Annotated in this window: 25 protein-coding genes; 15 read left to right on the top strand and 10 right to left on the bottom strand. The window is 72.1% G+C overall.

Annotated elements, in window-relative coordinates:
* Nucleotides 1–52: 52 nt before the first annotated feature.
* The 4 genes from AB5J54_RS08240 to AB5J54_RS08225 form a co-directional block, all read right to left on the bottom strand.
* Nucleotides 53–892 (bottom strand): sigma factor-like helix-turn-helix DNA-binding protein, encoded by an 840-nt coding sequence (locus AB5J54_RS08240; protein WP_369143231.1) that lies wholly within the window; start codon nucleotides 890–892, stop codon nucleotides 53–55.
* A 151-nt stretch (nucleotides 893–1,043) separates the two neighbouring features.
* Entirely contained in the window at nucleotides 1,044–2,498 is a 1,455-nt protein-coding gene (argG, locus tag AB5J54_RS08235) for an argininosuccinate synthase (RefSeq protein WP_369143230.1), read from the bottom strand.
* Nucleotides 2,499–2,625: 127 nt separating this feature from the next.
* Complete coding sequence (locus tag AB5J54_RS08230; RefSeq protein ID WP_369143229.1) at nucleotides 2,626–4,017, bottom strand: hypothetical protein; 1,392 nt, start codon at nucleotides 4,015–4,017, stop codon at nucleotides 2,626–2,628.
* Nucleotides 4,018–4,076: 59 nt separating this feature from the next.
* Nucleotides 4,077–4,670, bottom strand: a complete 594-nt coding sequence (locus AB5J54_RS08225; RefSeq protein WP_369143228.1) for a hypothetical protein — start codon at nucleotides 4,668–4,670, stop codon at nucleotides 4,077–4,079.
* Nucleotides 4,671–4,822: 152 nt separating this feature from the next.
* Here AB5J54_RS08225 and argC point away from each other — a divergent pair, with 152 nt between their 5' ends.
* From argC to AB5J54_RS08200, 5 genes are read left to right on the top strand one after another with little or no spacing between them, the layout of a single operon-like run.
* Complete coding sequence (argC, locus tag AB5J54_RS08220) at nucleotides 4,823–5,851, top strand: N-acetyl-gamma-glutamyl-phosphate reductase (RefSeq protein WP_351188230.1); 1,029 nt, start codon at nucleotides 4,823–4,825, stop codon at nucleotides 5,849–5,851.
* On the top strand, nucleotides 5,848–6,999 hold the full coding sequence (gene argJ / locus AB5J54_RS08215) for a bifunctional glutamate N-acetyltransferase/amino-acid acetyltransferase ArgJ (protein ID WP_369143227.1): 1,152 nt from the start codon (nucleotides 5,848–5,850) through the stop codon (nucleotides 6,997–6,999). The genes argC and argJ overlap by 4 nt, the downstream gene beginning before the upstream one ends.
* Nucleotides 6,996–7,904: an acetylglutamate kinase gene (gene argB, locus AB5J54_RS08210; protein WP_369143226.1), complete on the top strand. Its 909-nt coding sequence runs from the start codon at nucleotides 6,996–6,998 to the stop codon at nucleotides 7,902–7,904. Before argJ ends, argB begins: the two co-directional genes overlap by 4 nt.
* Nucleotides 7,904–9,100 carry an acetylornithine transaminase gene (locus tag AB5J54_RS08205; protein WP_369143225.1) on the top strand — a complete coding sequence of 399 codons (1,197 nt, stop codon included), beginning with the start codon at nucleotides 7,904–7,906 and terminating at the stop codon, nucleotides 9,098–9,100. The genes argB and AB5J54_RS08205 overlap by 1 nt, the downstream gene beginning before the upstream one ends.
* A gap of 7 nt (nucleotides 9,101–9,107) precedes the next feature.
* The gene (locus AB5J54_RS08200; RefSeq protein WP_369143224.1) at nucleotides 9,108–9,638 is read left to right on the top strand and encodes an arginine repressor; all 531 of its coding nucleotides are present in this window, start codon (nucleotides 9,108–9,110) and stop codon (nucleotides 9,636–9,638) included.
* A gap of 11 nt (nucleotides 9,639–9,649) precedes the next feature.
* On the opposite strand, the gene AB5J54_RS08195 is transcribed toward AB5J54_RS08200, so the two are convergent.
* From AB5J54_RS08195 to AB5J54_RS08185, 3 genes are read right to left on the bottom strand one after another with little or no spacing between them, the layout of a single operon-like run.
* Nucleotides 9,650–10,342 (bottom strand): L,D-transpeptidase, encoded by a 693-nt coding sequence (locus AB5J54_RS08195; RefSeq protein WP_369143223.1) that lies wholly within the window; start codon nucleotides 10,340–10,342, stop codon nucleotides 9,650–9,652.
* A gap of 57 nt (nucleotides 10,343–10,399) precedes the next feature.
* The gene (locus AB5J54_RS08190; protein WP_369143222.1) at nucleotides 10,400–10,999 is read right to left on the bottom strand and encodes a pyridoxamine 5'-phosphate oxidase family protein; all 600 of its coding nucleotides are present in this window, start codon (nucleotides 10,997–10,999) and stop codon (nucleotides 10,400–10,402) included.
* A 40-nt stretch (nucleotides 11,000–11,039) separates the two neighbouring features.
* A complete protein-coding gene (locus AB5J54_RS08185; RefSeq protein ID WP_369143221.1) occupies nucleotides 11,040–12,425 on the bottom strand; it encodes a hypothetical protein in 1,386 nt (461 codons plus the stop codon).
* 148 nt (nucleotides 12,426–12,573) lie between these two features.
* On the opposite strand from AB5J54_RS08185, the gene argH reads away from it, so the two are divergent.
* The 3 genes from argH to AB5J54_RS08170 all read left to right on the top strand — a co-directional run bounded on the left by argH (nucleotide 12,574) and on the right by AB5J54_RS08170 (nucleotide 16,213).
* The gene (argH, locus tag AB5J54_RS08180; protein WP_369143220.1) at nucleotides 12,574–14,001 is read left to right on the top strand and encodes an argininosuccinate lyase; all 1,428 of its coding nucleotides are present in this window, start codon (nucleotides 12,574–12,576) and stop codon (nucleotides 13,999–14,001) included.
* Between the two features lie 131 nt (nucleotides 14,002–14,132).
* Entirely contained in the window at nucleotides 14,133–14,684 is a 552-nt protein-coding gene (locus AB5J54_RS08175) for a TetR/AcrR family transcriptional regulator (protein WP_369143219.1), read from the top strand.
* Nucleotides 14,681–16,213, top strand: a complete 1,533-nt coding sequence (locus AB5J54_RS08170) for an MFS transporter (protein ID WP_369143218.1) — start codon at nucleotides 14,681–14,683, stop codon at nucleotides 16,211–16,213. The genes AB5J54_RS08175 and AB5J54_RS08170 overlap by 4 nt, the downstream gene beginning before the upstream one ends.
* Before the next feature lie 112 nt (nucleotides 16,214–16,325).
* On the opposite strand, the gene AB5J54_RS08165 is transcribed toward AB5J54_RS08170, so the two are convergent.
* The gene (locus AB5J54_RS08165) at nucleotides 16,326–16,997 is read right to left on the bottom strand and encodes a lysophospholipid acyltransferase family protein (RefSeq protein ID WP_369143217.1); all 672 of its coding nucleotides are present in this window, start codon (nucleotides 16,995–16,997) and stop codon (nucleotides 16,326–16,328) included.
* 241 nt (nucleotides 16,998–17,238) lie between these two features.
* Between AB5J54_RS08165 and AB5J54_RS08160 the strand changes: the two genes are divergently transcribed.
* The 3 genes from AB5J54_RS08160 to AB5J54_RS08150 all read left to right on the top strand — a co-directional run bounded on the left by AB5J54_RS08160 (nucleotide 17,239) and on the right by AB5J54_RS08150 (nucleotide 19,673).
* Complete coding sequence (locus AB5J54_RS08160) at nucleotides 17,239–18,408, top strand: glycerophosphodiester phosphodiesterase (protein ID WP_369143216.1); 1,170 nt, start codon at nucleotides 17,239–17,241, stop codon at nucleotides 18,406–18,408.
* A 142-nt stretch (nucleotides 18,409–18,550) separates the two neighbouring features.
* Nucleotides 18,551–19,147 (top strand): sigma-70 family RNA polymerase sigma factor, encoded by a 597-nt coding sequence (locus AB5J54_RS08155; RefSeq protein WP_369143215.1) that lies wholly within the window; start codon nucleotides 18,551–18,553, stop codon nucleotides 19,145–19,147.
* A 37-nt stretch (nucleotides 19,148–19,184) separates the two neighbouring features.
* The gene (locus tag AB5J54_RS08150; protein ID WP_369143214.1) at nucleotides 19,185–19,673 is read left to right on the top strand and encodes a GNAT family N-acetyltransferase; all 489 of its coding nucleotides are present in this window, start codon (nucleotides 19,185–19,187) and stop codon (nucleotides 19,671–19,673) included.
* 30 nt (nucleotides 19,674–19,703) lie between these two features.
* Here the strand turns inward: AB5J54_RS08150 and AB5J54_RS08145 are convergent, their stop codons facing one another.
* Together AB5J54_RS08145 and AB5J54_RS08140 are read right to left on the bottom strand one after the other, a co-directional pair.
* Nucleotides 19,704–20,120 carry a hypothetical protein gene (locus tag AB5J54_RS08145; protein ID WP_369143213.1) on the bottom strand — a complete coding sequence of 139 codons (417 nt, stop codon included), beginning with the start codon at nucleotides 20,118–20,120 and terminating at the stop codon, nucleotides 19,704–19,706.
* 2 nt (nucleotides 20,121–20,122) lie between these two features.
* Complete coding sequence (locus AB5J54_RS08140; RefSeq protein ID WP_041128303.1) at nucleotides 20,123–20,485, bottom strand: hypothetical protein; 363 nt, start codon at nucleotides 20,483–20,485, stop codon at nucleotides 20,123–20,125.
* A 561-nt stretch (nucleotides 20,486–21,046) separates the two neighbouring features.
* Here AB5J54_RS08140 and AB5J54_RS08135 point away from each other — a divergent pair.
* The 4 genes from AB5J54_RS08135 (at nucleotide 21,047) to AB5J54_RS08120 (ending at nucleotide 24,563) form a co-directional block, all read left to right on the top strand.
* Entirely contained in the window at nucleotides 21,047–22,096 is a 1,050-nt protein-coding gene (locus AB5J54_RS08135; RefSeq protein WP_369143212.1) for a methionine ABC transporter ATP-binding protein, read from the top strand.
* Nucleotides 22,093–22,761 carry a methionine ABC transporter permease gene (locus AB5J54_RS08130; RefSeq protein WP_351188194.1) on the top strand — a complete coding sequence of 223 codons (669 nt, stop codon included), beginning with the start codon at nucleotides 22,093–22,095 and terminating at the stop codon, nucleotides 22,759–22,761. Before AB5J54_RS08135 ends, AB5J54_RS08130 begins: the two co-directional genes overlap by 4 nt.
* A 92-nt stretch (nucleotides 22,762–22,853) precedes the next feature.
* Nucleotides 22,854–23,708, top strand: a complete 855-nt coding sequence (locus AB5J54_RS08125) for a MetQ/NlpA family ABC transporter substrate-binding protein (protein ID WP_369143211.1) — start codon at nucleotides 22,854–22,856, stop codon at nucleotides 23,706–23,708.
* A 219-nt stretch (nucleotides 23,709–23,927) separates the two neighbouring features.
* Entirely contained in the window at nucleotides 23,928–24,563 is a 636-nt protein-coding gene (locus AB5J54_RS08120) for a GNAT family N-acetyltransferase (protein WP_369143210.1), read from the top strand.
* Nucleotides 24,564–24,568: the final 5 nt, after the last annotated feature.

Raw genomic sequence — 24,568 nt, 5'->3', positions numbered from 1 at the left:
AGGCTAACGGAGCCGCCCGTCGAACGCACCGGAATTTCGCCCGGTCGGCGCCTCAGGAGTCGGGAAAGGCCAGGTCGAGCCCGCGCACCCGGTCCTCCCCTGTGGTCAGCGAGAGCGTGACGATCCGGTCTTGCCGGAGGGTGGCGGCGAACGCCGAGACCGGCCGGCCGGAGGCGAACCCGACCGCGCCGACGGCCCCGTCGACGAGCGCCGGCCGGGACACGTCCGTGCTGCGCGCGAAGGCGACGGCCTTCTCGGCGACCGCGGCGGCCCCGTGCACGGGGCCGCCCTCGGCGTACGCGACGACCTCGGGGTCCAGCACGGCCACCAGCGCGGGGACGTCACGCGCGCGTACGGCCGCGAGGAACCGGTCCACCACCGCGCGCTGCCGCCCCTGCTCACCCTCGGTACGGGCCGCCCCACCGCCCCGGATCCGCTCCCGCGCCCGCCGGGCCAGCCGAGCCGCCGCCTCGGGCGACCCGCCGACGATCCGCGCGGTCTCGTCCGCCGGCAGCCCGAACACATCGTGCAGGACATAGGCGAGCCGCTCCTCGCTCCCGAGCCTCTCCAGCATCACGAGCAGCGCCAGCCACAGGGAGCCGACCCCGGCATCCACGGACGCGGGCACCCCGCCGCCGGAACTCCCGGTCCCGGTACGGCGCCCCTCGGCCCCGCGCTCCTGGAGCCCGCGCACGCAGGCCTCGCCCACGGCCGCGGTGAGCCACGCGCGTACCGTCGCACCGTCGTCCTGCCGGAGCCCCGCCCGCGCCGCCGCGAGTGCCTCCTCGGCCTCGGCCGGCGAGCCCGTGATCCGCAGGGCGACGGCCCGCAACTGTTCCTCGTGGGCGTCGAACCGCCCGGTCAGGGCGGTCAGAAACGTGTCGTCGTGCATGGCGCCTCACTCCTCGTCGGTTCCGTCACCGCGTTGACGAGAGGACCCGCCCGGATGTGACAGCGCCCCGCCCGTGCACCCCCGGTCAGCGGAAAGGCCGGTCCGACACCAAGGTGTCGAACCGGCCTTTCCGCGGGTGGGGCGCCGTGCGTCAGTCCGTGCCGGACTCCATCGCGGCCCGGTCCAGCATCTCCTCCTCGCCGGAGACCTCGCCGCGGGAGGCGATGGCCTCGGCGCCGCCCTCGGGCAGCTGCGTCATGGTGCCGATCAGACCGGCCGCGGCCGCCTGGGCGGCGCCGATGGCGGGGCTGCCGGTGCCGATCAGGCCGAGGCCGGCGTACTGCTCCAGCTTGGCGCGCGAGTCGGCGATGTCGAGGTTGCGCATGGTGAGCTGGCCGATCCGGTCCACCGGGCCGAAGGCCGAGTCCTCGGTGCGCTCCATGGACAGCTTGTCCGGGTGGTAGCTGAACGCCGGGCCCGTGGTGTCGAGGATCGAGTAGTCCTCGCCGCGCCGCAGCCGCAGCGTGACCTCGCCGGTGACGGCCGCGCCGACCCAGCGCTGGAGCGACTCGCGGACCATGAGGGCCTGCGGGTCCAGCCACCGGCCCTCGTACATGAGCCGGCCGAGGCGCCGGCCCTCGTTGTGGTACTGGGCGAGGGTGTCCTCGTTGTGGATCGCGTTGACCAGGCGCTCGTACGCGGCGTGCAGCAGCGCCATGCCCGGGGCCTCGTAGATGCCGCGGCTCTTGGCCTCGATGATCCGGTTCTCGATCTGGTCGGACATGCCCATGCCGTGGCGGCCGCCGATGGCGTTGGCCTCCATGACCAGGTCGACCGCGGAGTGGAACTCCTTGCCGTTGATCGTCACCGGGCGGCCCTGCTCGAAGCCGATCGTGACGTCCTCGGTGGCGATCTCGACCGACGGGTCCCAGAACTTCACACCCATGATCGGGTCGACGGTCTCGACGCCCGTGTCCAGGTGCTCCAGGGTCTTGGCCTCGTGGGTGGCGCCCCAGATGTTGGCGTCGGTGGAGTACGCCTTCTCGGTGCTGTCCCGGTAGGGGAGGTCGTGGGCGAGCAGCCACTCCGACATCTCCTTGCGGCCGCCGAGCTCGGTCACGAAGTCCGCGTCCAGCCAGGGCTTGTAGATCCGCAGGTGCGGGTTGGCGAGCAGACCGTAGCGGTAGAACCGCTCGATGTCGTTGCCCTTGAAGGTCGAGCCGTCGCCCCAGATCTGGACGTTGTCCTCGAGCATCGCCCGGACGAGGAGGGTGCCGGTGACGGCGCGGCCGAGCGGGGTGGTGTTGAAGTAGGCGCGGCCGCCCGAGCGGATGTGGAACGCGCCGCAGGTGAGCGCGGCCAGGCCTTCCTCGACCAGCGCTGCGCGGCAGTCGACCAGGCGCGCGATCTCGGCACCGTAGGTCTTCGCGCGGCCGGGCACCGAGGCGATGTCGGGCTCGTCGTACTGGCCGATGTCGGCGGTGTAGGTGCACGGGATGGCGCCCTTGTCGCGCATCCATGCGACGGCGACGGACGTGTCGAGGCCGCCGGAGAAGGCGATGCCGACGCGCTCGCCGGCGGGCAGGGAGGTGAGGACCTTGGACATAGGAAGAGTATGCATCATCGCGCATGGTCATGCAAAGGGTGGGTTTTCCGGCGGCGGCTCACAGGGGCTCGGGGCGGCCCGCAGGGGCCCGCGGCGGCCCCAGGGGCCCCGGCCCGCTCGCCGGCCTTCAGAGGCGGGGAACGCCCGCCCGGTCGAGCAGTGCCCGCATCTCCGTGACCGGCAGCGCGGGATTGCAGGCCGCGGCCGCGCCCACCTTCGGATCGTCCAGCAGTTCCACCAGCCGGGCCACCGGAAGCCGCCGATCGAGTGCGGCCGCCTCCCGCACCCGCGCCGCCGGGTCCCGGCTCAACCGCTCGACCAGCGCGGACGTCGCGCCCGGATCGCGCAGGGCCAGCGCGCGGGCCTCGGACTCCGGCGCGTCCGCGAACCGCGCCGCGAGCCCCGCCGCCGGGAACCGCGGCCGGGAGACCAGGGAACCGACGGCCCGGTGGGTGCCGTTCAGATACAGATCGAGCAGCAGCTCCGGCGGCGCCATCGGGTGGTGCTCGGCGAGCAGCAGCCGTACGGCGAAGTCCTCGTCCCCCGCCAGCAGTTCCACGCAGTCCTCGGGCAGCCCGGGGCAGACCGCGGCGCTGCGCCGCAGCCAGGTGTGCGCGGACCTGGCGCACCGGCGCAGGACGTCCGGGTCCTCGCGCGCGTCCCACACCCACCACAGGGTGTCGAGCCGGTCCTCGGGGTCGACCTCCCAGTCGATCGCGGCCCGCTCCTCCTCCGCCAGCTCGGGGCGGGCGGAGACCGCGAGCCGCACGGCGGGGTCCTCGTGGGCGGCGAGCCGCGCCGCCAGGTCGGCGGGAAGGGCCGGGTTCCGTGCGAGCTGCGCGAGCCGCGTCCCCTCGGCGAGCAGGCGTTCGGCCAGGGCCCGTCCGAGCCGGCCCCGCTCCAGTACCTCCCCGAGCCGCCAGTCGTCCGCGAGCGACGCGACGAGTTCGGCCGTGCGCTCCTCGTCCTCGTGCATGACGTGCAGAGCCGCGGCCGTGCGTACCGCCGGGTCCGTGTCCGCGAGGAGCGCGGCACGCGTGTCGTCGGTGAGCCCGCTCCAGACGCGGCGGCAGGCGGCCAGCCGGAACAGCGGGTCCTCGTGACCGGCGAGCGGCACGAGCACGTGCTCCGGCACGCTCGCCGATTCCAGGGTCTCGTACCGGACCACCTCGCGCTCGTGGTTCAGCAGCCGCTCGTACGCCGCGTCGGGCAGGGGCGGCACCCGGGTGCGGTACGGGGTCGGGCCGACGGCGACCAGCATGGCGTCCGACGCCGGGCCGTCGAGGAGGCGGGCGCGCAGTCCGGGGTCGGCCGCCGGGCTCTCGGCGAGCCGGGCCCGCACCCGGCGCTCGGGGTGGTGGAGCAGGGCCTCGGCGACGCTGTCGGGCAGCGACGCGCGCCAGGACAGCCGGTACGCGATCCAGTCGTGGCCGTCGGGCGTCGCGAGGAGCCGCAGCAGGACGTCGGCCGGAGCCGCCGGATTGCTCGCGAGCCCGTCCACCGCGTGATGTTCCGTCATGAGATCCCCCGTTCACCGCTCCCGTGCGTCCCGCAGGAGCGTACGGGTGTACGGCGGGGTCAGTACGGCCCGCCCCGGAACAGCAGGCTGCCGTGGTGACGGGGGCGGTCGCCGCGTGCGTGGGCCGCGTCGGAGCGGTCGGCGGGGGCCGAGCGCCGGGCGAGGGCCCGCAGGGTGTCCAGGCCGGCCAGGACCTCGTCGCGGTGGCCGGCGGACTTCATCCAGGCCGGCAGCCGGGCGAACATCCCCAGCGTCGGGGAGGCGTGGCGGATGCGCAGCCGGGCGCCCACGTACGCGGCGAGCGCCTCGACGTGCTCCTCGTCGTAGGCCCAGAGGATCCGGCCGGCGCAGCGGGTCTGGAGCCAGAGCGGCCGCCGGAAGAAGGGGTCCTCGGTGCCGCCGGGCACCACGCCGACCAGGGCGCCGCCCCGCTGCTCGGCGGTCCATTCGGCGATCGCGCCGCAGCCGCCGCAGGTGAGGCGGCGGGGCTCGAAGAGCGGATTCCTCGGCCCCGGCAGGCCGGGCCGGGGCGTGACGAGCGCGCGGCCGCCGCATCCCGGGCAGACGACGAGCATCCGTCCGGTGAATCCGGCGAGCCAGATGCCGCGGTCGTGGTGACGGACCGGTCCGGGACGTGCGGGCTCGGAACTCATGGGGGACACCCTGTCAGGGCCGTGCCGCGCCGGGCGAGGGGATATGTGGTGCGCTGAAAGGTGGGCCTTTCGCCCTGTGGGCTGTCCGGACCACGTCGTTGCATAAAAGTTCGGCGACACGTATAGTCATGCCATCCATGAGGAGGGTTTCGATGACGGTACGAGTAGCAGTGGCGGGTGCGAGCGGATACGCGGGCGGAGAGCTCCTGCGTCTCCTCGTCGCCCACCCCCACGTGGAGATCGGGACACTGACCGGCCACTCCAACGCCGGCCAGCGGCTCGGGGCCCTCCAGCCCCACCTGCTCCCGCTCGCCGACCGCGTCCTCGCGCCCACCACCGCCGAGGAGCTCGCCGGCCACGACGTGGTCTTCCTCGCGCTGCCGCACGGCCAGTCCGCCGCCGTCGCCGAGCAGCTCGGACCGGACGTCCTCGTCATCGACATGGGCGCCGACTTCCGCCTCAAGGACCCGGCCGACTGGGAGACGTACTACGGCTCCCCGCACGCCGGCACCTGGCCCTACGGCCTCCCCGAACTGCCCGGCGCCCGCGCCGCCCTCGAAGGGTCCAAGCGGGTCGCGGTCCCCGGCTGCTACCCGACCGCCGTCTCGCTCGCGCTCTTCCCGGCGTACGCGGAGGGGCTCGCCGAGCCCGAGGCCGTGATCGTCGCCGCCTCCGGCACCTCCGGCGCGGGCAAGGCCGCCAAGCCCCACCTGCTCGGCAGCGAGGTCATGGGCAACATGTCCCCGTACGGCGTCGGAGGCGGCCACCGCCACACGCCCGAGATGATCCAGAACCTCAGCGGACCGGCGGGGGAGCGGGTCACCGTCTCCTTCACGCCCACCCTGGCACCGATGCCCCGCGGCATCCTCGCCACCTGCACCGCCACCGCGAAGCCCGGCGTCACCGCCGAGACCGTGAGGGCCGCGTACGAGAAGGCCTACGCGGACGAGCCCTTCGTCCACCTGCTCCCCGAGGGGCAGTGGCCGGCCACGTCGTCCGTCTACGGTTCCAACGCCGTTCAGGTGCAGGTCGCGTACGACGCCAACGCGAACCGGATCATCGCCATCAGCGCCATCGACAACCTCACCAAGGGCACCGCCGGTGGTGCGGTGCAGAGCATGAACATCGCCCTCGGGCTTCCCGAGGCCACCGGACTTTCCACGATTGGAGTCGCTCCATGAGCGTCACCGCAGCGAAGGGATTCACGGCAGCGGGCATCGCCGCCGGGATCAAGGCGAACGGCAACCCGGACCTGGCCCTCGTGGTCAACACCGGGCCCCGCCGCGCCGCCGCGGGAGTCTTCACCTCCAACCGCGTCAAGGCCGCCCCCGTCCTCTGGTCCCAGCAGGTCCTCGCCGACGGCGAACTCACCGCGGTCGTCCTCAACTCCGGCGGCGCCAACGCCTGCACCGGACCGCAGGGCTTCCAGGACACCCACGCCACCGCCGAGAAGGTCGCGGAGGTCCTGGACATCGGCGCCGGCGAGGTCGCCGTCGCCTCCACCGGCCTCATCGGCGTCCTGCTCCCCATGGACAAGCTGCTCCCCGGTGTCGAGACGGCCGCCGCCGAACTCTCCGAGCACGGCGGCGAGAAGGCCGCCATCGCCATCAAGACCACCGACACCGTCCACAAGACCGCCGTGGTCGGCAAGGACGGCTGGACCGTCGGCGGCATGGCCAAGGGCGCGGGCATGCTCGCCCCCGGCCTCGCCACCATGCTCGTCGTCCTCACCACCGACGCGGACGTCGACGCCAAGGGCCTCGACGCCGCCCTGCGGACCGCCACCCGGCTCACCTTCGACCGGGTCGACTCCGACGGCTGCATGTCCACCAACGACACCGTCCTCCTCCTCGCCTCCGGCGCCTCCGGAGTCACCCCCGGGCAGGACGAGTTCGCCGAGGCCGTACGGACCGTCTGCGACGACCTCGCCCGCCAGCTCATCGGCGACGCCGAGGGCGCCAGCAAGGACATCCGCATCGAGGTGATCAACGCCGCGACCGAGGACGACGCCGTCGAGGTGGGCCGCTCCATCGCCCGCAACAACCTCCTCAAGTGCGCCATCCACGGCGAGGACCCCAACTGGGGCCGGGTGCTCTCCGCCATCGGCACCACGCGGGCCGCCTTCGAGGCCGACCAGCTGAACGTCGCCATCAACGGCGTCTGGGTCTGCAAGAACGGCTCCGTCGGCGAGGACCGCGACCTGGTCGACATGCGCTACCGGGAGGTCACCATCACGGCCGACCTCGCCGCCGGCACCGAGTCCGCCGTCATCTGGGCGAACGACCTCACCGCCGACTACGTCCACGAGAACAGCGCGTACTCGTCATGACCAACACCGCGCGGAAACACACCGCCCTCCCGAAGGCCCAGATCCTCATCGAGGCACTGCCCTGGCTCACCCGCCACCACGGCAAGACCGTCGTCATCAAGTTCGGCGGCAACGCCATGATCGACGACGACCTCAAGGCCGCCTTCGCCCAGGACATCGTCTTCCTGCACCACGCCGGCCTCAAGCCGGTCGTCGTGCACGGCGGCGGCCCCCAGATCAACGCCGCCCTCGACCAGGCCGGCCTGGTCAGCGAGTTCAAGGCGGGCCTGCGGGTCACCACCCCCGAGGCGATGGACGTCGTCCGGATGGTGCTCGCCGGCCAGGTCCAGCGCGAGCTCGTCGGCCTGCTCAACCAGCACGGCCCCCTCGCCATCGGCCTCACCGGCGAGGACGCCCACACCATGACCGCCACCAAGCACCAGCCGGTCATCAACGGCGAGACGATCGACATCGGCCGCGTCGGCGAGATCACCGCCATCGACACCGGCGCCATCAAGGCGCTCCTGGAGGACGGCCGGATCCCGGTCGTCTCCTCCATCGCCCGCTCCCAGGACGACGGACATGTCTACAACGTCAATGCTGATACGGCGGCTGCGGCACTCGCTGCGGCGCTGGGCGCCGAGACCCTGATGGTCCTCACCGACGTCGAGGGCCTCTACGAGGACTGGCCGAACAGCGACGAGGTCATCAGCAGGCTCACCGCGAGCCAGCTGGAGAAGCTGCTGCCCGAGCTCTCCAGCGGCATGGTCCCCAAGATGGAGGGCTGCCTGCACGCCGTACGGAACGGGGTCACCACGGCCCGCGTCATCGACGGCCGGGTACCGCACTCCATCCTGCTGGAGATCTTCACGGACGAGGGCATCGGCACGATGGTCGTGCCCGACAGGAAGACGGGGGAGTCGTGATGAGCAACACGGAGCTGACCGAGCGCTGGCAGGGCTCGCTCATGAACAACTACGGCACCCCCCGGCTGCCGCTCGTCCGCGGTGAGGGCGCCAGGGTCTGGGACGCCGACGGCAAGCAGTACCTGGACTTCGTCGGCGGCATCGCCGTCAACGCCCTCGGCCACGCCCACCCGGCGATCGTCGAGGCCGTGTCGCAGCAGATCGCGTCCCTCGGCCACGTCTCCAACCTCTTCGTCGCCGAACCGCCCGTCGCCCTCGCCGAGCGGCTCCTGAACCTCTTCGGACGCCCCGGCAAGGTCTTCTTCTGCAACTCCGGCGCCGAGGCCAACGAGGCCGCGTTCAAGATCGGCCGGCTCACCGGCCGCTCCCACATGGTCGCCACCGACGGTGGCTTCCACGGCCGGACCATGGGCTCCCTCGCGCTCACCGGACAGCCCGGCAAGCAGACCCCGTTCCTGCCGCTCCCCGGCGACGTCACCCACGTGCCCTACGGGGACGTGGAGGCGCTGCGGGCCGCGGTCACCGAGGACACCGCCTTCGTCATCATCGAGCCCATCCAGGGCGAGAACGGCGTCGTCGTCCCGCCCGCCGGCTACCTGAAGGCGGCCCGGGAGATCACCCGCGCCACCGGCACCCTCCTCGTCCTCGACGAGGTGCAGACCGGCATCGGCCGCTGCGGCCACTGGTTCGAGCACCAGGCCCACGAGGGCGTCGAACCCGACGTCGTGACCCTCGCCAAGGGCCTCGGCGGCGGCCTCCCGCTCGGCGCGACCGTCGCCTTCGGCGAGGCGGCGGAGCTCTTCGCGCCCGGCCACCACGGCACCACCTTCGGCGGCAACCCGGTCGCCTGCGCCGCCGGACTCGCCGTCCTGGACACCCTCGCCACCGACGCGGCCCTCGACCACGTGAAGGCGGTCGGGGAGCGGCTGCGCCAGGGAATCGAGGGTCTGGGCCACCCGCTGGTCTCCCACGTCCGTGGTGCGGGCCTTCTGCTGGGTATCGTGCTCACCGGGCCCCTCGCATCCCAGGTGCAGCAGGCGGCCCAGGACGCCGGCCTTCTGGTGAACGCGCCCGCCCCCGACGTCGTACGGATCATGCCTCCGCTGGTCCTCACCGACGCCGAGGCGGACGCCTTCCTCCAGGCGCTGCCCGGAGTCCTGGACGAGGCGAACGGGCAAGGACGAACCGGAGAATGAGACGACGATGACCGACGCGCAGGAATACGAGCACGGCGGGCCGTCCGTTCCGCAGACCCGCACCGCACGCCACCGCAGGATCGTCGACATCCTCAACCGGCAGCCGGTGCGCTCGCAGAGCCAGCTCGCCAAGCTGCTCGCGGACGACGGGCTGAGCGTCACCCAGGCGACGCTCAGCCGCGACCTCGACGAGCTCGGCGCGGTGAAGATCCGCAACACCGGCGGCGAGCTGATCTACGCCGTGCCCAGCGAGGGCGGCTTCCGCACCCCGCAGGCGCCGCTCGGCGAGTCCGCGAAGGAGGAGCGCATGCGGCGCCTCTCCGGCGAACTGCTGATCTCCGCCGAGGCCTCCGCCAACCTGGTGGTGCTGCGGACCCCGCCGGGCGCCGCCCAGTTCCTCGCTTCGGCCATCGACCAGGCCGAACTCCACGCCATCCTCGGCACCATCGCGGGTGACGACACGCTGCTGCTCATCAGCCGCGACCCGGTCGGCGGTCAGGCGCTCGCCGACCACCTCCTGAAGCTGGCCCAGAAGTAACCCCCTGGGACTCAGTACCGTGTGATCGCCGTCGGACCGCCCCGCGTTCCGACGGCGATGTGCGGTCGGCGCGCGGGATCCGCCCAGGCGAGGACCGCGCGCATCGCGTCGGCCGGCACGGATACGCAACCGGCGGTCGCCCCGCGCCCGTTGACGTGCAGGAAGATCCCGGCCCCGCGCCCGCGTACCGGACGCTCGTAGTTGAAGCCGATGACGAGCGCGTACGCGTACGGGGTGCCGTACGAGGCGAGATGCTCGGCCTCCTCCGCCCGGCAGTCGCGGGGCAGCCCCTCGACCCAGCGGTTGTACGCGCGGGAGGCGTTGTCCTGGCACCACCAGGAACGATCGGTGACCCGGGCGTACGGGAAGCGGGTCCCGGCGGGCCGCGCCCGCACCCCGAAGGCGTAGGGCAGCCGGTAGAGCCCCGTGGGCGTGGTGTTCGTGCCCTGGCGACGCGATCCGCCCTCGGCGAGCCCGCTCGCCCCGAAGCGGGCCGGCGCCGAGCCCGCCACGACCCACCGCCCGCCGCGCCGGTCCCACCAGGTCAGCGTGCCCGTGGTGGAGTCCGTGTCCGACGCCTCGGCCGTGATCAGCTGGGAGCCCCCGCCGGTGTCGGCCATCCGCTCGGGCAGCGGTACGCGCGCGGGTGCGGGCGCGGAGCCGAGGGAGAGCAGGGCGGCGCCGAGGACGAGCAGAGTACGCATGGCCGAGACGCTAGGACCGCACGGGACTCCCCGCCCCTCGTACGGGGGCCGTTCGGCCTATTCCGCGGGCAGCGGCGGCAGCGGGAGCGGCAGCGCGGGCAGCCCGTCGAGGCTGCTGGCGATGTGGTCCTTCCGCTCGCAGTACGCGTTGAACTCCTCGTCCGTCTTCCGATTGAAGTACTCGGCGTGCAGCGCCCGGTCCTCCTGGTACTCCATCAGCGGGACGGCGAAACCGCAGGCGTCGCTGACCCGCCGCGCGTGCACCAGGACGATCGCCCGCGCGCTGCCCTGCCCCTCGACGGCCTCGGCCGGGAACCGCGCGAACAGCTCGCCCCACCGGGGATCGTCGCGCAGCACGGCCTCGCCGGTCCCGTGCACCCGCACGACGGTCGGCGGCCCCGAGAACGCGGTCCACATGAGGGTGATCCGCCCGTTCCCCGGCTCCCGCAGATGCGCGATCGTCTCGGCGCTGCTGCCGCCGAAGTCGACGTAGGCGAGGGTCAGTTCGTCGAGCACGACGAGCGTGCCCCTGCGGCCCTTGGGGGAGAGGTTGACGTGACCGTCGCCGGCGAGGGGAGCGGTCGCGGTGAAGAACACCGGCTGCTCCTCGATGAAGGCCCGAAGCCGCCCGTCGATATGTTCATACGTTTTTCCCATGGCTTGATTCTCCCCCTCGCCGAAGCCCGCCACGACGGCTTCAGCTCCGCAGCATCGCCCGGGAGTTGGCGCGCAGCTTCGGCTCGGCGTCGTCGATCAGCGACCAGGCGATCTCCCGCAGCTCCGGACCGCCGTGCGCCACGAGCAGCCGGAACGCCCCCACGCGCACGTGCCGGGGGTGCTCCGTCCCGAGCCGGGCCGACAGCTCCGCCCTCGGCAGCCGGTCGGTCCACGGTACGAGGGCGGTCACCGTCTCCCGTACGACCCCGGGCGCGGGATCGTCGAGCAGCGGCAGCAGGCGCGCCCCGTCCGTCGCGTCCAGGAGGCGCAGCCCGGCCACGGCGTGGGCGCGCACACCGGGGTGCGGGTGCTCCGTGAGGTCCCACAGCAGGGCGGCGTCCTCGTGCGCGCCGCACTCGGCGAGCCCGAGGGGCGCGGCCGGGGGCACCGACCCGCCCCCGCACAGGGCCCGGTAGAGCGGGGCGGTCTCGGTGCCGTACTGCCGCAGTACGTACCGTGCGCACGCCCGGACCATGGGCGACCGGTCCGCGAGGAACCCCTCGGCCTCCCCGGGGCGCCCGGCCCGGCGCAGCGCCGTCACGCCGGCCGCGCGCACCCGGGAGTACGGGGAGCGCAGCAGCGGGAGGAGGACCTCGTCCCCGGTCTCCGGCCCCACCCCGGCGACCGCGCCGTCCGCGCAGATGTCCTGGACCACCCCGTCCGGGTCGGCGGCCGCGGCCGCCGCGAACCGCTCGGGGGAGAAGTGCCGCCGCTCGACCGCGATCCGGTACGCGAGGCGCCGTACCGCCCGGTCCCCGTCGGTGAGGAGGGCGTCGAGGACGGGCCCGGGGGCTTCCCGGAGCGCCGCCTCCACCATCGTCCGGGCGGCCTCGCCGTACCGGCGCGCCGTGATCCGCAGGACGACGGCGGTCAGGACGACGATCGTGTCCGGTCCGACTCCGGGAAGCGCGGCCCGCAGCAGGTCGCGGGCCGGCTCGCGCACGGGCTCGGCCCAGTCCGCGCAGCGGATCGCGACGAGGGGCAGCAGCGGCCGCAGGGTGGGTGCGGGAAGACCGGCCGCGCGACGGAGGGCCGCCTCGCGTATCCGGCCGTCGGGATGGCAGAGCGCGAGGGGGAGTTCGGGCTCCTCGGGTTCGGGCTCCTCGGGTTCGGGCTCGTCGGGTTCGGGCTCCTCGGGCCCGCGGCGGGACGGGCTCAGGGAGGGCAGGAGCGCGTCCCACCTCCACCGGAAGCGACGGCCGGTCGCCCGCGCGTGGTCGGGCGGCGGGGACGGACGGAAGCGGGCGAGCTCCCGCACGGCGAGGTCGAGACCCGTCCAGGCGGTGGCGTCCGAGGTGTCGATGGCCGAGGTGAGCGGTGTTCCCCCGGCCAGTCGGGTGGCTGCCGCGGTGTGGGTGTCGTCCATGGGCGGAGCGTAGGGACAGGCTGGAGGGGGACGCTCCTGGTTTTCGCCTCCCGAGGACCGCGATTGACAAAACATACGGCCATCCGCATAGTTATGCCTATCAACGTCGACCTTGCGTCATCCGCCCACGTTCGATCGAGGAGCAGCAGTGAGCAGCAACAACGGTGACGTCCGGCTCTGGGGCGGACGGTTCGCCGACGGCCCCGCCGAGGCCCTGGCGAAGCTCTCCGCTTCGGTCCACTTCGACTGGCGTCTCGCGCCGTACGACATCGCCGGTTCCCGTGCCCACGCGCGCGTGCTGCACAAGGCCGGCCTGCTCACCGAGGACGAGCTGACCCGCATGCTCGCCGGGCTCGACCAGCTGGAGGCGGACGTCGCCGACGGCTCCTTCGTCGGCACCATCGCCGACGAGGACGTCCACACCGCCCTGGAGCGCGGCCTCCTGGAGCGCCTCGGCGCCGAGCTCGGCGGCAAGCTGCGCGCCGGCCGGTCGCGGAACGACCAGGTCGCCACCCTCTTCCGGATGTACCTGCGCGACCACGCCCGGATCATCGGCGGGCTGATCGCCGAACTCCAGGACGCCCTCGTCGGCCTCGCCGAGGCCCACCCGGACGTCGCCATGCCCGGTCGTACGCACCTTCAGCACGCCCAGCCGGTGCTCTTCGCCCACCACGTCCTGGCCCACGCCCAGTCCCTCTCCCGGGACGCCGAGCGGCTGCGGCAGTGGGACACCCGGACGGCCGTCTCCCCGTACGGCTCCGGCGCCCTCGCGGGTTCCTCCCTCGGGCTCGACCCGGAGGCGGTCGCCAAGGACCTCGGCTTCGAGCGGGGCTCGGCGGGCAACTCGATCGACGGCACGGCCTCGCGCGACTTCGTCGCCGAGTTCGCCTTCATCACGGCGATGATCGGCGTCAACCTCTCGCGGATCGCCGAGGAGATCATCATCTGGAACACGAAGGAGTTCTCCTTCGTGACCCTGCACGACGCCTTCTCCACGGGCTCGTCGATCATGCCGCAGAAGAAGAACCCGGACATCGCCGAGCTGGCGCGCGGCAAGTCGGGCCGCCTCATCGGCAACCTCTCCGGACTGATGGCCACCCTGAAGGCCCTCCCGCTCGCCTACAACCGGGACCTCCAGGAGGACAAGGAGCCGGTCTTCGACTCCTGCGACCAGCTGGAGATCCTGCTGCCGGCCTTCACCGGCATGATGGCCACGCTCACCGTCAACCGGGAGCGCATGGAGGAGCTGGCCCCGGCCGGCTTCTCCCTCGCCACCGACATCGCCGAGTGGCTGGTCAAGCAGGGCGTGCCGTTCCGGGTGGCGCACGAGGTGGCCGGCGAGTGCGTGAAGGTCGCCGAGTCGGAGGGCAAGGAGCTGGACGAGCTCACGGACGAGCAGTTCGCCAAGATCTCCGAGCACCTCACCCCCGAGGTCCGCACCGTCCTCAACGTCCCCGGCGCCCTCGCCTCCCGCGACGGCCGCGGCGGCACCGCCCCCTCGGCGGTCGCCACCCAGCTGATCGAGGTCAAGGCGGACCTGGTGATCCAGCACGCCTGGGCCGAGGCCAAGAAGTAGCCGGGCCGAGAAGCGACCCTCGGCACGTCACAGCGCCGCCACCCTCCCTTCCGGAGGGTGGCGGCGCTGTTCTCGTATCCATTCCTGTCCCGAGTGAGACAATGATGTCTCGCTCGGTGTATGGTTGTCTCATGTCAGTCGATCGCACCCAGGTGCTCCGTGCCGCCGCCGCCCTGCTCACCCGCAAGGCGACCGCCACCATGGACGAGGTCGCCCGGGCCGCCGGGATCGGCCGGGCCACGCTGCACCGGCACTTCGCGGGGCGGGACGCCCTGGTGCGGGCGCTCGAAGAGCTCGGGATCCAGGAGCTGGAGGCGGCCCACGACCGGGCCCGCACCGGCGAAGGCCCCGCCGACGAGGCCGTACGACGGCTCGTCGCCGAGGTCGAGGACGTCGCCCCGCTGCTCTCGTTCCTCGTCACCGAGAACCAGCTCTTCGAGGGCGACCAGCAGAACGAGGGCTGGGAACGCCTCGACGCCCGGGTCTCCGCACTCTTCCGGCGCGGCCAGGAAGAGGGCGTCTTCCGCATCGACCTGACCCCCGCCTGGCTCACCGAGGCCTTCTACGGGCTCATCGGTTCCGCCGCCTGGGCCGTGCAGGACGGCCGGGTCGCCGCCAAGGACTTCCAGTACATGATCGTCGAGCTGCTGCTCGGCGGAGCGCGCAGGAGCGTGGAGAAGTGATCACCAGCAGTATCAAGACGGAGAGCCATATCGAGGGCGTGCACCGCCCCGGCCGGTGGCTCGCCCTCTCCGTGCTCGTCCTGGCCGTCCTCCTCGTGGCGGTCGACGCCACGGTCCTCGGCCTCGCCACCCCCTTCCTCTCCGAGGACCTCAAGCCCTCCGGCACCCAGCTGCTCTGGATCGGCGACGTCTACTCCTTCGTCATCGCCGGACTCCTGGTCTCCATGGGCAGCCTCGGCGACCGCATCGGCCGCAAGAAGCTGCTGCTGATCGGCGCCACCGCCTTCGGCGCCCTCTCGGTCCTGAACGCCTACGCGACCAGCCCCGAGATGATGATCGTCGCCCGCGCCCTCCTCGGCGTCGCCGGCGCGACCCTGATGCCCTCGACCCTGGCGCTCATCCGGAACCTCTTCCACGACCCCCGTGAGCGCAGCCTCGCCATCGGCATCTGGGGCGCCATGGCCTCGGCCGGCGCCGCCGTCGGACCGGTCGTCGGCGGGTTCCTCCTGGAGCACTTCTGGTGGGGCTCGGTCTTCCTCATCAACCTGCCCGTGATGGCCGTCCTCGTCCTCGTCGGCATCAAGCTGATCCCCGAGTCGAAGAACCCGGCCCACGGCCCCTGGGACCTCCCCAGCGTCGCGCTCTCCCTCGTCGGCATGGTCGGAGTCGTGTACGCGGTCAAGGAACTGGCCTCCCACGGCCTCTCCCTCGACGCCGGTGCCGCCGCCCTCCTCGGCGCCACCGCCCTGATCTGGTTCGTCCGCAGGCAGCTGACCCTGCCCGCGCCGCTCCTGGACATGCGGCTCTTCCGCCACCGCGGCTTCTCGGGCGCCGTCCTCGCCGACCTGCTGACCATCCTCGGCCTGTCCGGCCTGGTGTTCTTCCTGTCCCAGTTCTTCCAGCTGGTCCAGGGCCGCCAGCCCCTGGAGGCCGGTCTCGCCGAACTGCCCGCCGCGATCGGCGCGGTGACGGCCGGTCTGATCGCCGGCCTCGTGGCCCGCCGCTTCTCCGTCCGCTCCGTGGTGGCCGGCGGTCTCGCGGCGGTCGGCCTCTCCCTCGCCGTCCTGACGACCCTCGACCAGCACACCGGCTACCCGCTGCTCGGCGCGAGCCTCCTCGTCGTCGGCGTGGGCGCGGGCTTCTCCTTCACCGTGACCGCGGACGTGATCCTCTCCAGCGTCCCGAAGGAACAGGCCGGTTCCGCCTCCGCCGTCTCCGAGACCGCGTACGAACTGGGCGCCGCCCTCGGCATCGCCATCCTCGGCTCGATCGTGACCGGCGTCTACCGCGGCTTCGCCACCCCGGCCGGTGTCCCCTCGGACATCGCGTCGGCCGCCCACGAATCCCTCGGCGGCGCGGTCGAGGCCACCGGCGGCCTCGACCCCCAGACGGCGACCGCCCTGGTGGCCTCCGCCCAGGACGCCTTCGTCGACGGCCTGCGGATCGCGGCGGGCGTCGGCGCGGCGGTCCTCCTCGCGACGGCGGTCGCGGCCTGGTTCCTCCTCAAGGGCCAGAAGCTGGAGAAGTAGAACCGTTGTGCCCACCCGTTCCGCAAGGCGGAACGGGTGGGCACGACACCACGAGGGCGGCGCCCTGTCCAGGACGCCGCCCTCGTGGTGCTTCCGAACCGAAGCGGAGCGCCTACGCCGCCTTCGCCTTGGTGGCGTACATGTCCACGTACTCCTGCCCGGAGAGCCGCATCACCTCGGCCATTACCGAGTCCGTCACCGCCCGCAGCACATACCGGTCGCGGTCCATTCCGTCGTACCGCGAGAACTCCATCGCCTCGCCGAAGCGGACCGTCACCTTGCCCGGGCGCGGGAAGCCCGCACCGCCCGGCTGGATCTTGTCGGTGCCGATCATCGCGAACGGCACCACCGGCGCCCCCGTCATCAGGGTCAGCCGCGCGATGCCCGTACGGCCCCGGTACAGCCGGCCGTCGGGGGAGCGGGTGCCCTCCGGGTAGATCGAGAAGATCTTGCCCTCCTCCAGGACACGACGGCCCGTCATCAGCGCCGCCACACCACCGCGGCCGCCGTCCCGGTCCACCGGGATCATGCCGACGCTGGTGAAGAACCAGGCCATCGCCCGGCCCTTGAGGCCCTTGCCCGTCACGTACTCGTCCTTGCCGATGAAGTAGACCGGACGGTCCAGGCAGATCGGCATGATCATCGAGTCGATGAAGGTCAGGTGGTTGCCGGCGAGGATCACGGGACCGGTCCCGGGGATGTTCTCGGCGCCCTCCACGCGGGGGCGGAACATCAGGCGCATGACCGGCCCGAGCACTGCCTTGATGATCGCATGACGGGACAACGGTTCCTCCGGTGGGAAGCGGGTCGGCCGAGCGGGCGGACCGACGGTTGCAGCTGGCGACGATACTCGCGGGTCACCCTCACGCGCACATCGGGTTCACCGAGTGGATACGCAGTGTTGACGTGTGTTTCCGCCATGTTCGGCCGAGGTCTGCCGCCCGTAGGGCCCCGCTGCCTAGCGTCGGGGACAACAGTTGACAGGTGCGGGACATCACACCGCGGCTCACACAGGAGGATCCCTCATGACCCAGGGCGAACGCCGGACCCCGGCACGGCGGACGGTTCTCGGAGCGGCGGGCGCCACCGTCCTCGGCGCCTCCACGGCCCTCGCCGCCACCGGCACCGCGCGGGCCGCCGCCCCGGACGGCGCGCCCGGCCGCGGCCACGGCTACCGCTCCCTCCCCGTCCCCACCGTCATCGGCCACCGGGGCGCCAGCGGCTACCGCCCCGAGCACACCCTCGGCTCCTACCGCCACGCCCTCGACCTCGGCGCGCACGTCGTCGAGCAGGACCTCGTCCCCACCCGGGACGGACACCTGGTCTGCCGCCACGAGAACGACATCACCGGCACCACCGACGTCGCCGACCACCCCGAGTTCGCCTCCCGGAGGACCACCAAGACCGTCGACGGCACCGCCCTCACCGGCTGGTTCACCGAGGACTTCTCGCTCGCCGAGCTCAAGACCCTGCGGGCCAAGGAGCGCATCCCCGGCACCCGCCAGGAGAACACCCTCTACGACGGCCGCTGGACGGTCCCCACCTTCGAGGAGGTCCTGATCTGGGCCGAGGAGGAGGGCCGCCGCCGGGGCCGCGAGATCTGGCTCCACGTCGAGACCAAGCACCCCAGCTACTTCCGCTCCCTCGGCCTCGGCCTGGAGGAGCGCCTCGCGAAGCTGCTGCGCCGGTACGGGCGCCACCGCGCGAACTCCCCGGTCTTCCTCCAGTCCTTCGAGCCCAGCAGCATCCAGCGCCTCGCGAAGCTGGTGGACGCCCCGGGCGTCGTCCTGCTCTCGGGCGCGAGCAGCCGCCCCTGGGACTTCGTCGAGGCCGGGGACCCGCGCACGGTCGCCGACCTCGTCACCCCGGAGGGCCTGCGCTGGATCGCCTCGTACGCGCAGGGCATCGGCCCCACGCTCGACCTGGTCATCCCGAAGGACGCGAGCGGCCGGCTCGGGACCCCGACCACCCTGGTCAGCGACGCGCACGCCGAGGGGCTGATCCTCCACCCGTACACGCACCGCAACGAGAACACCTTCCTGCCCGCGGACTTCCGCAAGGGCACGGACCCGACGGCGTACGGCGACGCCTTCGGCGCCCTCAAGCGGTACCTGGAGACGGGGATCGACGGCATCTTCTCCGACAACCCGGACACCGCCCTGCTCGCCGCCGCGGACCTCGCCGCCCGCGACTGACCCGCCGAGGGGGCCGTACGGGCGACAGGCCTGACCCGACGAGGGGGCCGTACGGGCGGACCGCCGCACCGTACGACCCCCTCCCGGGTGGTTTACGTCCCGTACCGCAACCACGGCCGCGCACCCCGGCATCGTGCCGGTCATGACCTCCCCCGAGCACGCCCCCGAGACCGCCCCCGAGACCGCCCCCGAGACCATCCCCGCGGCCGCCCCCGGCCTCCTCGCCACCCTCGCCCCGCTGCTCTCCGCGGAGTCCGACGCCGAGGCACCGGCCGCCGGCGTCGACCCCGGCGACCTCGAACAGGCCGTCTGGCTCCGTCTCCTGGAGCAGCTCCAGGAGACCGGCACAGCCCCCGAAAGGCCCGCCGAATGGCTGCGCCGCGCCGTCCGCGCGGAGGCGCGCCGCGCGCGCAGGACCCACGACCGGGAACGCCCCTACCGGGACGAACCCGTCCACGCACCGGGCGGCGCCGAGCCCCACGGCTCCCCGGAGCACTCCCTGCTGGTCGCCGAGGGCCGCCGCACCCTGCGCGCCGCCGTCACCAGGACACCCGGCCGCTGCCCGAAGGTGCTCACCGCGATGCTCGACCCGGAGGACCCCACCTACCGCGAAATCGCAGGAGAGTTGGGTATCTCACAGGGCAGCCTGGGGCCGATGCGTTCCCGTTGCCTGGGATGCCTGCGCAGAATGCTGGCTGCAGAGGTTCCCGCCCCCGGTCGACGGGGAAGGGTGCGGTAAACCGATGATCGACCAGATGAGCGGGAGGCATGCACACATGGGCCTGAGTGTGACCATCTCAGCAGCGGAACCGCAGGACGCGGAGCACATCCTGAAGCTGCAGTACCTCTGCTACCAGAGCGAGGCGGAGCTCTACGGGGACTGGTCCATCGAACCGCTCACCCAGTCGCTCGACGCCCTGCGCGCCGAACTGGACGAGGGGCACGGGCTCGTGGCCCGGCTCGGCGACGAGGTCGTCGCCTCCGTGCGGGCCCGCATCGACGAGGACGGCACGGTCCGGATCGCCAAGCTCATCGTCCACCCGCGCATGCAGCGGCACGGCCTCGGCGGCCGGCTCCTCGACGGCATCGAGCGCCACTTCGCCTCGGAGGCCGAGGAGACGGCGTCGGCCAAGCGCTTCCAGCTCTTCACCGGCCACCGCAGCGAGGGCAATCTCCGCCTCTACCGCAGCAAGGGCTACGCGCAGGTGAGCACCCGCGAACTCGGCCCGAGGCTCACCCTGGTGACCCTGGAGAAGGCCGCCTAGGCGGCCCCGGCTCCTGAGGACAGGCGGGGCTCAGGCGGCCTTGGCCGACTTCCGCAGCCACCAGATGCCGGTCAGCGGCAGCAGCACCGGAATGAAGATGTAGCCGTAGCCGAAGTCCGACCAGACCGTGGCGTCCGGGAAGGCGGACGGCTCCACCAGCGTCCAGGTCCCCACGATCAGCACGCCCGCGAGCTCGGCGGCGCAGCACACCAGCGCCGCCCTGCGGGCCTTCTCCCCGCCGCGTACCAGCGTGTACGTGATGAAGACGTAGACGACCGCAGCCACCGCCGACAGGCCGTACGCGAGCGGCGCACGGTCGAACTCGGTCGCGATCTGGTAGATCGAGCGGGAGACCGCGCCCACCGACATCACGCCGTACAGCCAGACGAGCAGCATGCCCGGGCCCGTGACGAGACGGGTCTTCCCCTGGGTCTCGGTCGTCGTCATGGTCAGCCCACCGTCCAGATGTCGTAGAGACGCACTTCGAGCACGGCCAGGACGACCGCGCCGGCCGCCACCGTCGCCGAACCCCACCGGCTGCGCTCCGCGAGCGACATGAAACCGGCGATGGGCACCGCACACAGCGCACCGAGCAGATAGGCGACGAAGATCGTCGTGCCCTCCTCGGCCTTCTCGCCGCGCGCCAGCTGCACGATGCCGACGATCAGCTGGACCAGGACCAGGAAGGTCACCACGGCCATGCCGATGAAGTGCCAGTCCTTGGTCGACTGGTCACGGAAGGCGGCGAAGCCGCACCAGGCGGCGAGGGCGAGCGCGGCCACGGAGACCGCGACCGTCAGGGCGTCAAGCATGCGCCCGAGGGTATTACGGCTGGAAGGGCCCGATGCGCTCGCCCCCCGCCTCCGCGAGCGCCCTCCGACCGCGTGGCCTTGGCCACATCCCGTACCCGATCACCCTCCCCGCCGACCCCCGACCGAGGGCCGGATCCGTCCAGGCCACGCACGGAAACACGCGCCGGCGGGCGACTCCGAGGCGTCCGCATGCCGTCTCAACGGCGTCCGCTATTCGGACAACCCCCTTCCCTTCGCAGCTGCGCATGTTTTACTTGCAGACATGACCACGACGAGCAGCCGCACCCTTGCGACCGAGGCGAACACGACGCCCGGTGCTCGTTGTATGTGTCGAATGTGCGCCATCTGAGGGCCCCCGCCTGAGCCTCGCGCCCCGAAGCGAGACCCCGACGGCCGAGCCGATCCGACCGCCATCCGGCGCCGGACCGTGCCTGCCCCGCGCACCGCTGCCGACCGGCCACCAGCCGGAGCAGCCTCCCCGTGCGCCTGACTGTCCGAAATGACGAATGCCCCGTGCACGACGGACCCCGCGTCGCGCACTCGACAGTGACGGAAACCCCTGTGATCACCACTTCGGGCCTGACCAAGGTCTACGAGTCGCGCGGCCGGCAGGTCACCGCTCTGGACGGCGTCGACCTCCACGTCCGCGAGGGCGAGGTGTTCGGCGTGATCGGCCAGAGCGGCGCCGGCAAGTCCTCGCTCATCCGCTGCGTCAACCTCCTGGAGCGCCCCACCTCCGGCACCGTGACCGTCGACGGCGTCGACCTCACCGCCCTCGCCGGGAAGAGCCGCCGCGCGGGCAAGGACCTGCGCCGGGCGCGCAGCAGCATCGGCATGGTCTTCCAGCACTTCAACCTGCTGTCCTCCCGCACGGTCAAGGACAACATCGAGCTCCCCCTGGAGATCCTCGGCGTCTCCGGCGCCGAGCGCTCCCGCCGCGCCCTCGAACTCCTCGACCTCGTCGGCCTCGCCGACAAGGCCAAGTCCTACCCCGGCCAGCTCTCCGGCGGCCAGAAGCAGCGCGTCGGCATCGCCCGCGCCCTCGCCGGCAAGCCCAAGGTCCTCCTCTCCGACGAGGCCACCAGCGCCCTCGACCCGGAGACCACCCGCTCCATCCTCCAGCTCCTGCGCGACCTCAACCAGCAGCTCGGCCTCACCGTCCTGCTCATCACGCACGAGATGGACGTCGTCAAGACGATCTGCGACTCCGCCGCCCTGATGCAGCACGGCCGCGTCGTCGAGTCCGGCACCGTCGGCGAACTGCTCGCCACCCCCGGCTCCCAGCTGGCGGCCGAGCTGTTCCCGGTCAGCGGCGCCCCCACCGGCCCCGACCGCACCGTCGTGGACGTCACCTTCCACGGCGAGGCCGCGACCCAGCCGGTGATCTCCCAGCTCTCCCGCACGTACAACATCGACATCTCGATCCTCGGGGCGGCGATGGACACCGTCGGCGGGAAGCAGATCGGCCGGATGCGGATCGAACTGCCCGGACGGTACGAGGAGAACGTCGTCCCGGTCGGCTTCCTGCGCGAGCAGGGCCTCCAGGTCGAGCTCGTGGAGGACACCGTGGAAGAGATCGCGCCCGTGCTGGTGAAGGAAGGTGCCAAGTGACCTGGTCGGAGATGCAGCCCCTCCTGGAGCAGGGCACCGTCGACACCCTCTACATGGTCCTGTGGGCCACCGTCGTCACCGTCGTCGGCGGCCTGCCGCTCGGCATCCTCCTCGTCCTCACGGACAAGGGCGGACTGCTGCAGAACCGGCCGGTGAACAAGGTCGTCGGTGCGATCGTGAACGTCGGGCGTTCGCTGCCGTTCATCATCCTGCTGATCGCCCTGATCCCCTTCACGACCTTCGTCGTCGGCACCTTCATCGGCCCGACCGCGATGATCGTGCCCCTGGCCATCGGCGCCATCCCCTTCTTCGCGCGCCTCGTCGAGACCGCGATCCGCGAGGTCGACCACGGACTCGTCGAAGCCGTCCAGGCCATGGGCGGCGGCATCCCCACCATCGTCCGCAAGGTACTGCTCCCGCAGGCCCTGCCCTCGCTGGTCTCGGCCGTCACCACCACCGTGATCGTCCTCATCGGGTACTCGGCGATGGCCGGCGCGGTCGGCGGCGAAGGCCTCGGCTCCAAGGCCGTCACCTACGGATACCAGCGCTTCGACACCACCTTCATGCTGGTCACCGTCGTCGTCCTGGTCGCCGTCGTGACCGTCGTCCAGCTCATCGGCGACGGAGTCGTCCGACTCCTCGCCCGCCGGGGCCGTACCGCGTAACGGCCCCCAGCCACCCCAAGACTTCGTTTTCGAAGAACAGCCCGGACTTGTTGTCCAGGCGTCCACCGCTCCACCGGAAAGAGGCACTCTTCGTGCGTAAGAACATCAAGCTCACCGCCGGCATAGCCGCCACCGCCGCCGTCGCCCTCGGCCTCACCGCCTGCGGCACCTCCTCGGACCCGTCCTCCACCAAGGACTCGGCCGGCTCCGCCGACAAGCCGCTCGTCGTCGCCGCGTCCCCGACGCCGCACGCCGACATCCTCAACTTCGTCAAGGACAACCTGGCCGAGAAGGCCGGCCTGAAGCTGGAGGTGAAGGAGTTCACGGACTACGTCCTGCCGAACACCGCCACCCAGTCCGGCCAGGTCGACGCCAACTTCTTCCAGCACAAGCCGTACCTCGACGACTTCAACAAGAAGAACAAGACCACCATCGTCCCCGTGGTCAACGTCCACCTGGAGCCGCTGGGCCTCTACTCCAAGAGCCTCAACTCGGTGAAGGACATCAAGGCCGGCCAGACCATCGCCGTCCCGAACGACACCACCAACGAGGGCCGCTCGCTCCACCTCCTCGCCGAGAACGGCCTCATCACCCTCAAGGACGGTGTCGGCACCGACGCCAAGCTCTCCGACATCACCGACAAGAAGGGCCTGGAGTTCAAGGAGCTGGAGGCCGCCACCGTGCCCCGCGCCCTGAACGACGTCGACGCCGCCGTCATCAACGGCAACTACGCCATCGAGGCCAAGCTCTCCCCGGCGAAGGACGCCCTCGTCCTGGAGAAGGCGGAGGGCAACCCGTACGCCAACTTCCTCGCCGTCAAGGAGGGCAACGAGAAGGACGCCCGCGTGCAGAAGCTCGCCAAGCTCCTCAACTCGCCCGAGGTGAAGAAGTACATCGAGGACACCTACAAGGGCTCGGTCATCCCGGCCTTCGGCGCCGCCCAGTAAGGCCGCACCGCAGGACGGACGTCCGAGGGACCGTCAGACCGGTTCCCCCGTACAGTCCTTGAGCAGAAGGCCCCCGCATCCCGTCCGATGCGCGGGGCCTTCGCCACACCCGCCCCCGACACCCCCGGCACACCCGACCCGGCCATGCGCACCCGCGGCCGCATGCTGCATGCTGTGCGTTCACGCTCGATTCGGACGGTCCACGGCATGGAGCTGCGCATGACTACCACCTTTCCGGACATCTCCATCAACACGGACCGGTTGGTGCTGCGCGCGCTCGACGAGGCGGACGCCCCCGCCCTCGCCGAGATGATGAACGACGAGATGGTCGCCGCCTGGACGGCCGTGCCCCAGCCCTACACCGAGGACGCGGCACGCGGCTGGATCACCGAGTACGCCCCCACCGAACGCGCCGCGGGCCGGGGCCTCGACCTCGCCGTCACCGAGTTCCTGACCCAGCGTCTGGTGGGCATCGTCCAGCTCAGCAACACCGACTGGCGGGTCCGCTCCACCGAGATGTCCTACATCATCGCCCCCTGGGCCCGCGGCGAGGGCTACGCCTCCGAAGCCGCGCTCGCCACCGCCCAGTGGCTCTTCGGCGACCAGAAGTTCGAACGCCTGGAACTGCGCACCGCCGCCGACAACACCGCCTCCCAGCAGGTCGCCCAGAAGATCGGCTGCATCAGCGAAGGCGTCCTCCGCAACGCCTGCATAGCCCGCACCCGCACCGAGGACGGCACCTGGGCCGAACTGCGCACCGACTTCATCGTCTGGGGCCTCCTCCCCGAGGACCTCGACGGCGTCGCCGACCAGATGGCCGAGGCCGGCTACTCCTCGTACACCGACTGGAGCTGAGCCCC

The sequence above is a fragment of the Streptomyces sp. R44 genome, from assembly GCF_041053105.1.
In the GTDB taxonomy this organism is placed as follows: Bacteria; Actinomycetota; Actinomycetes; order Streptomycetales; family Streptomycetaceae; genus Streptomyces.
This window is presented reverse-complemented; position numbering and strand designations above follow the sequence as displayed.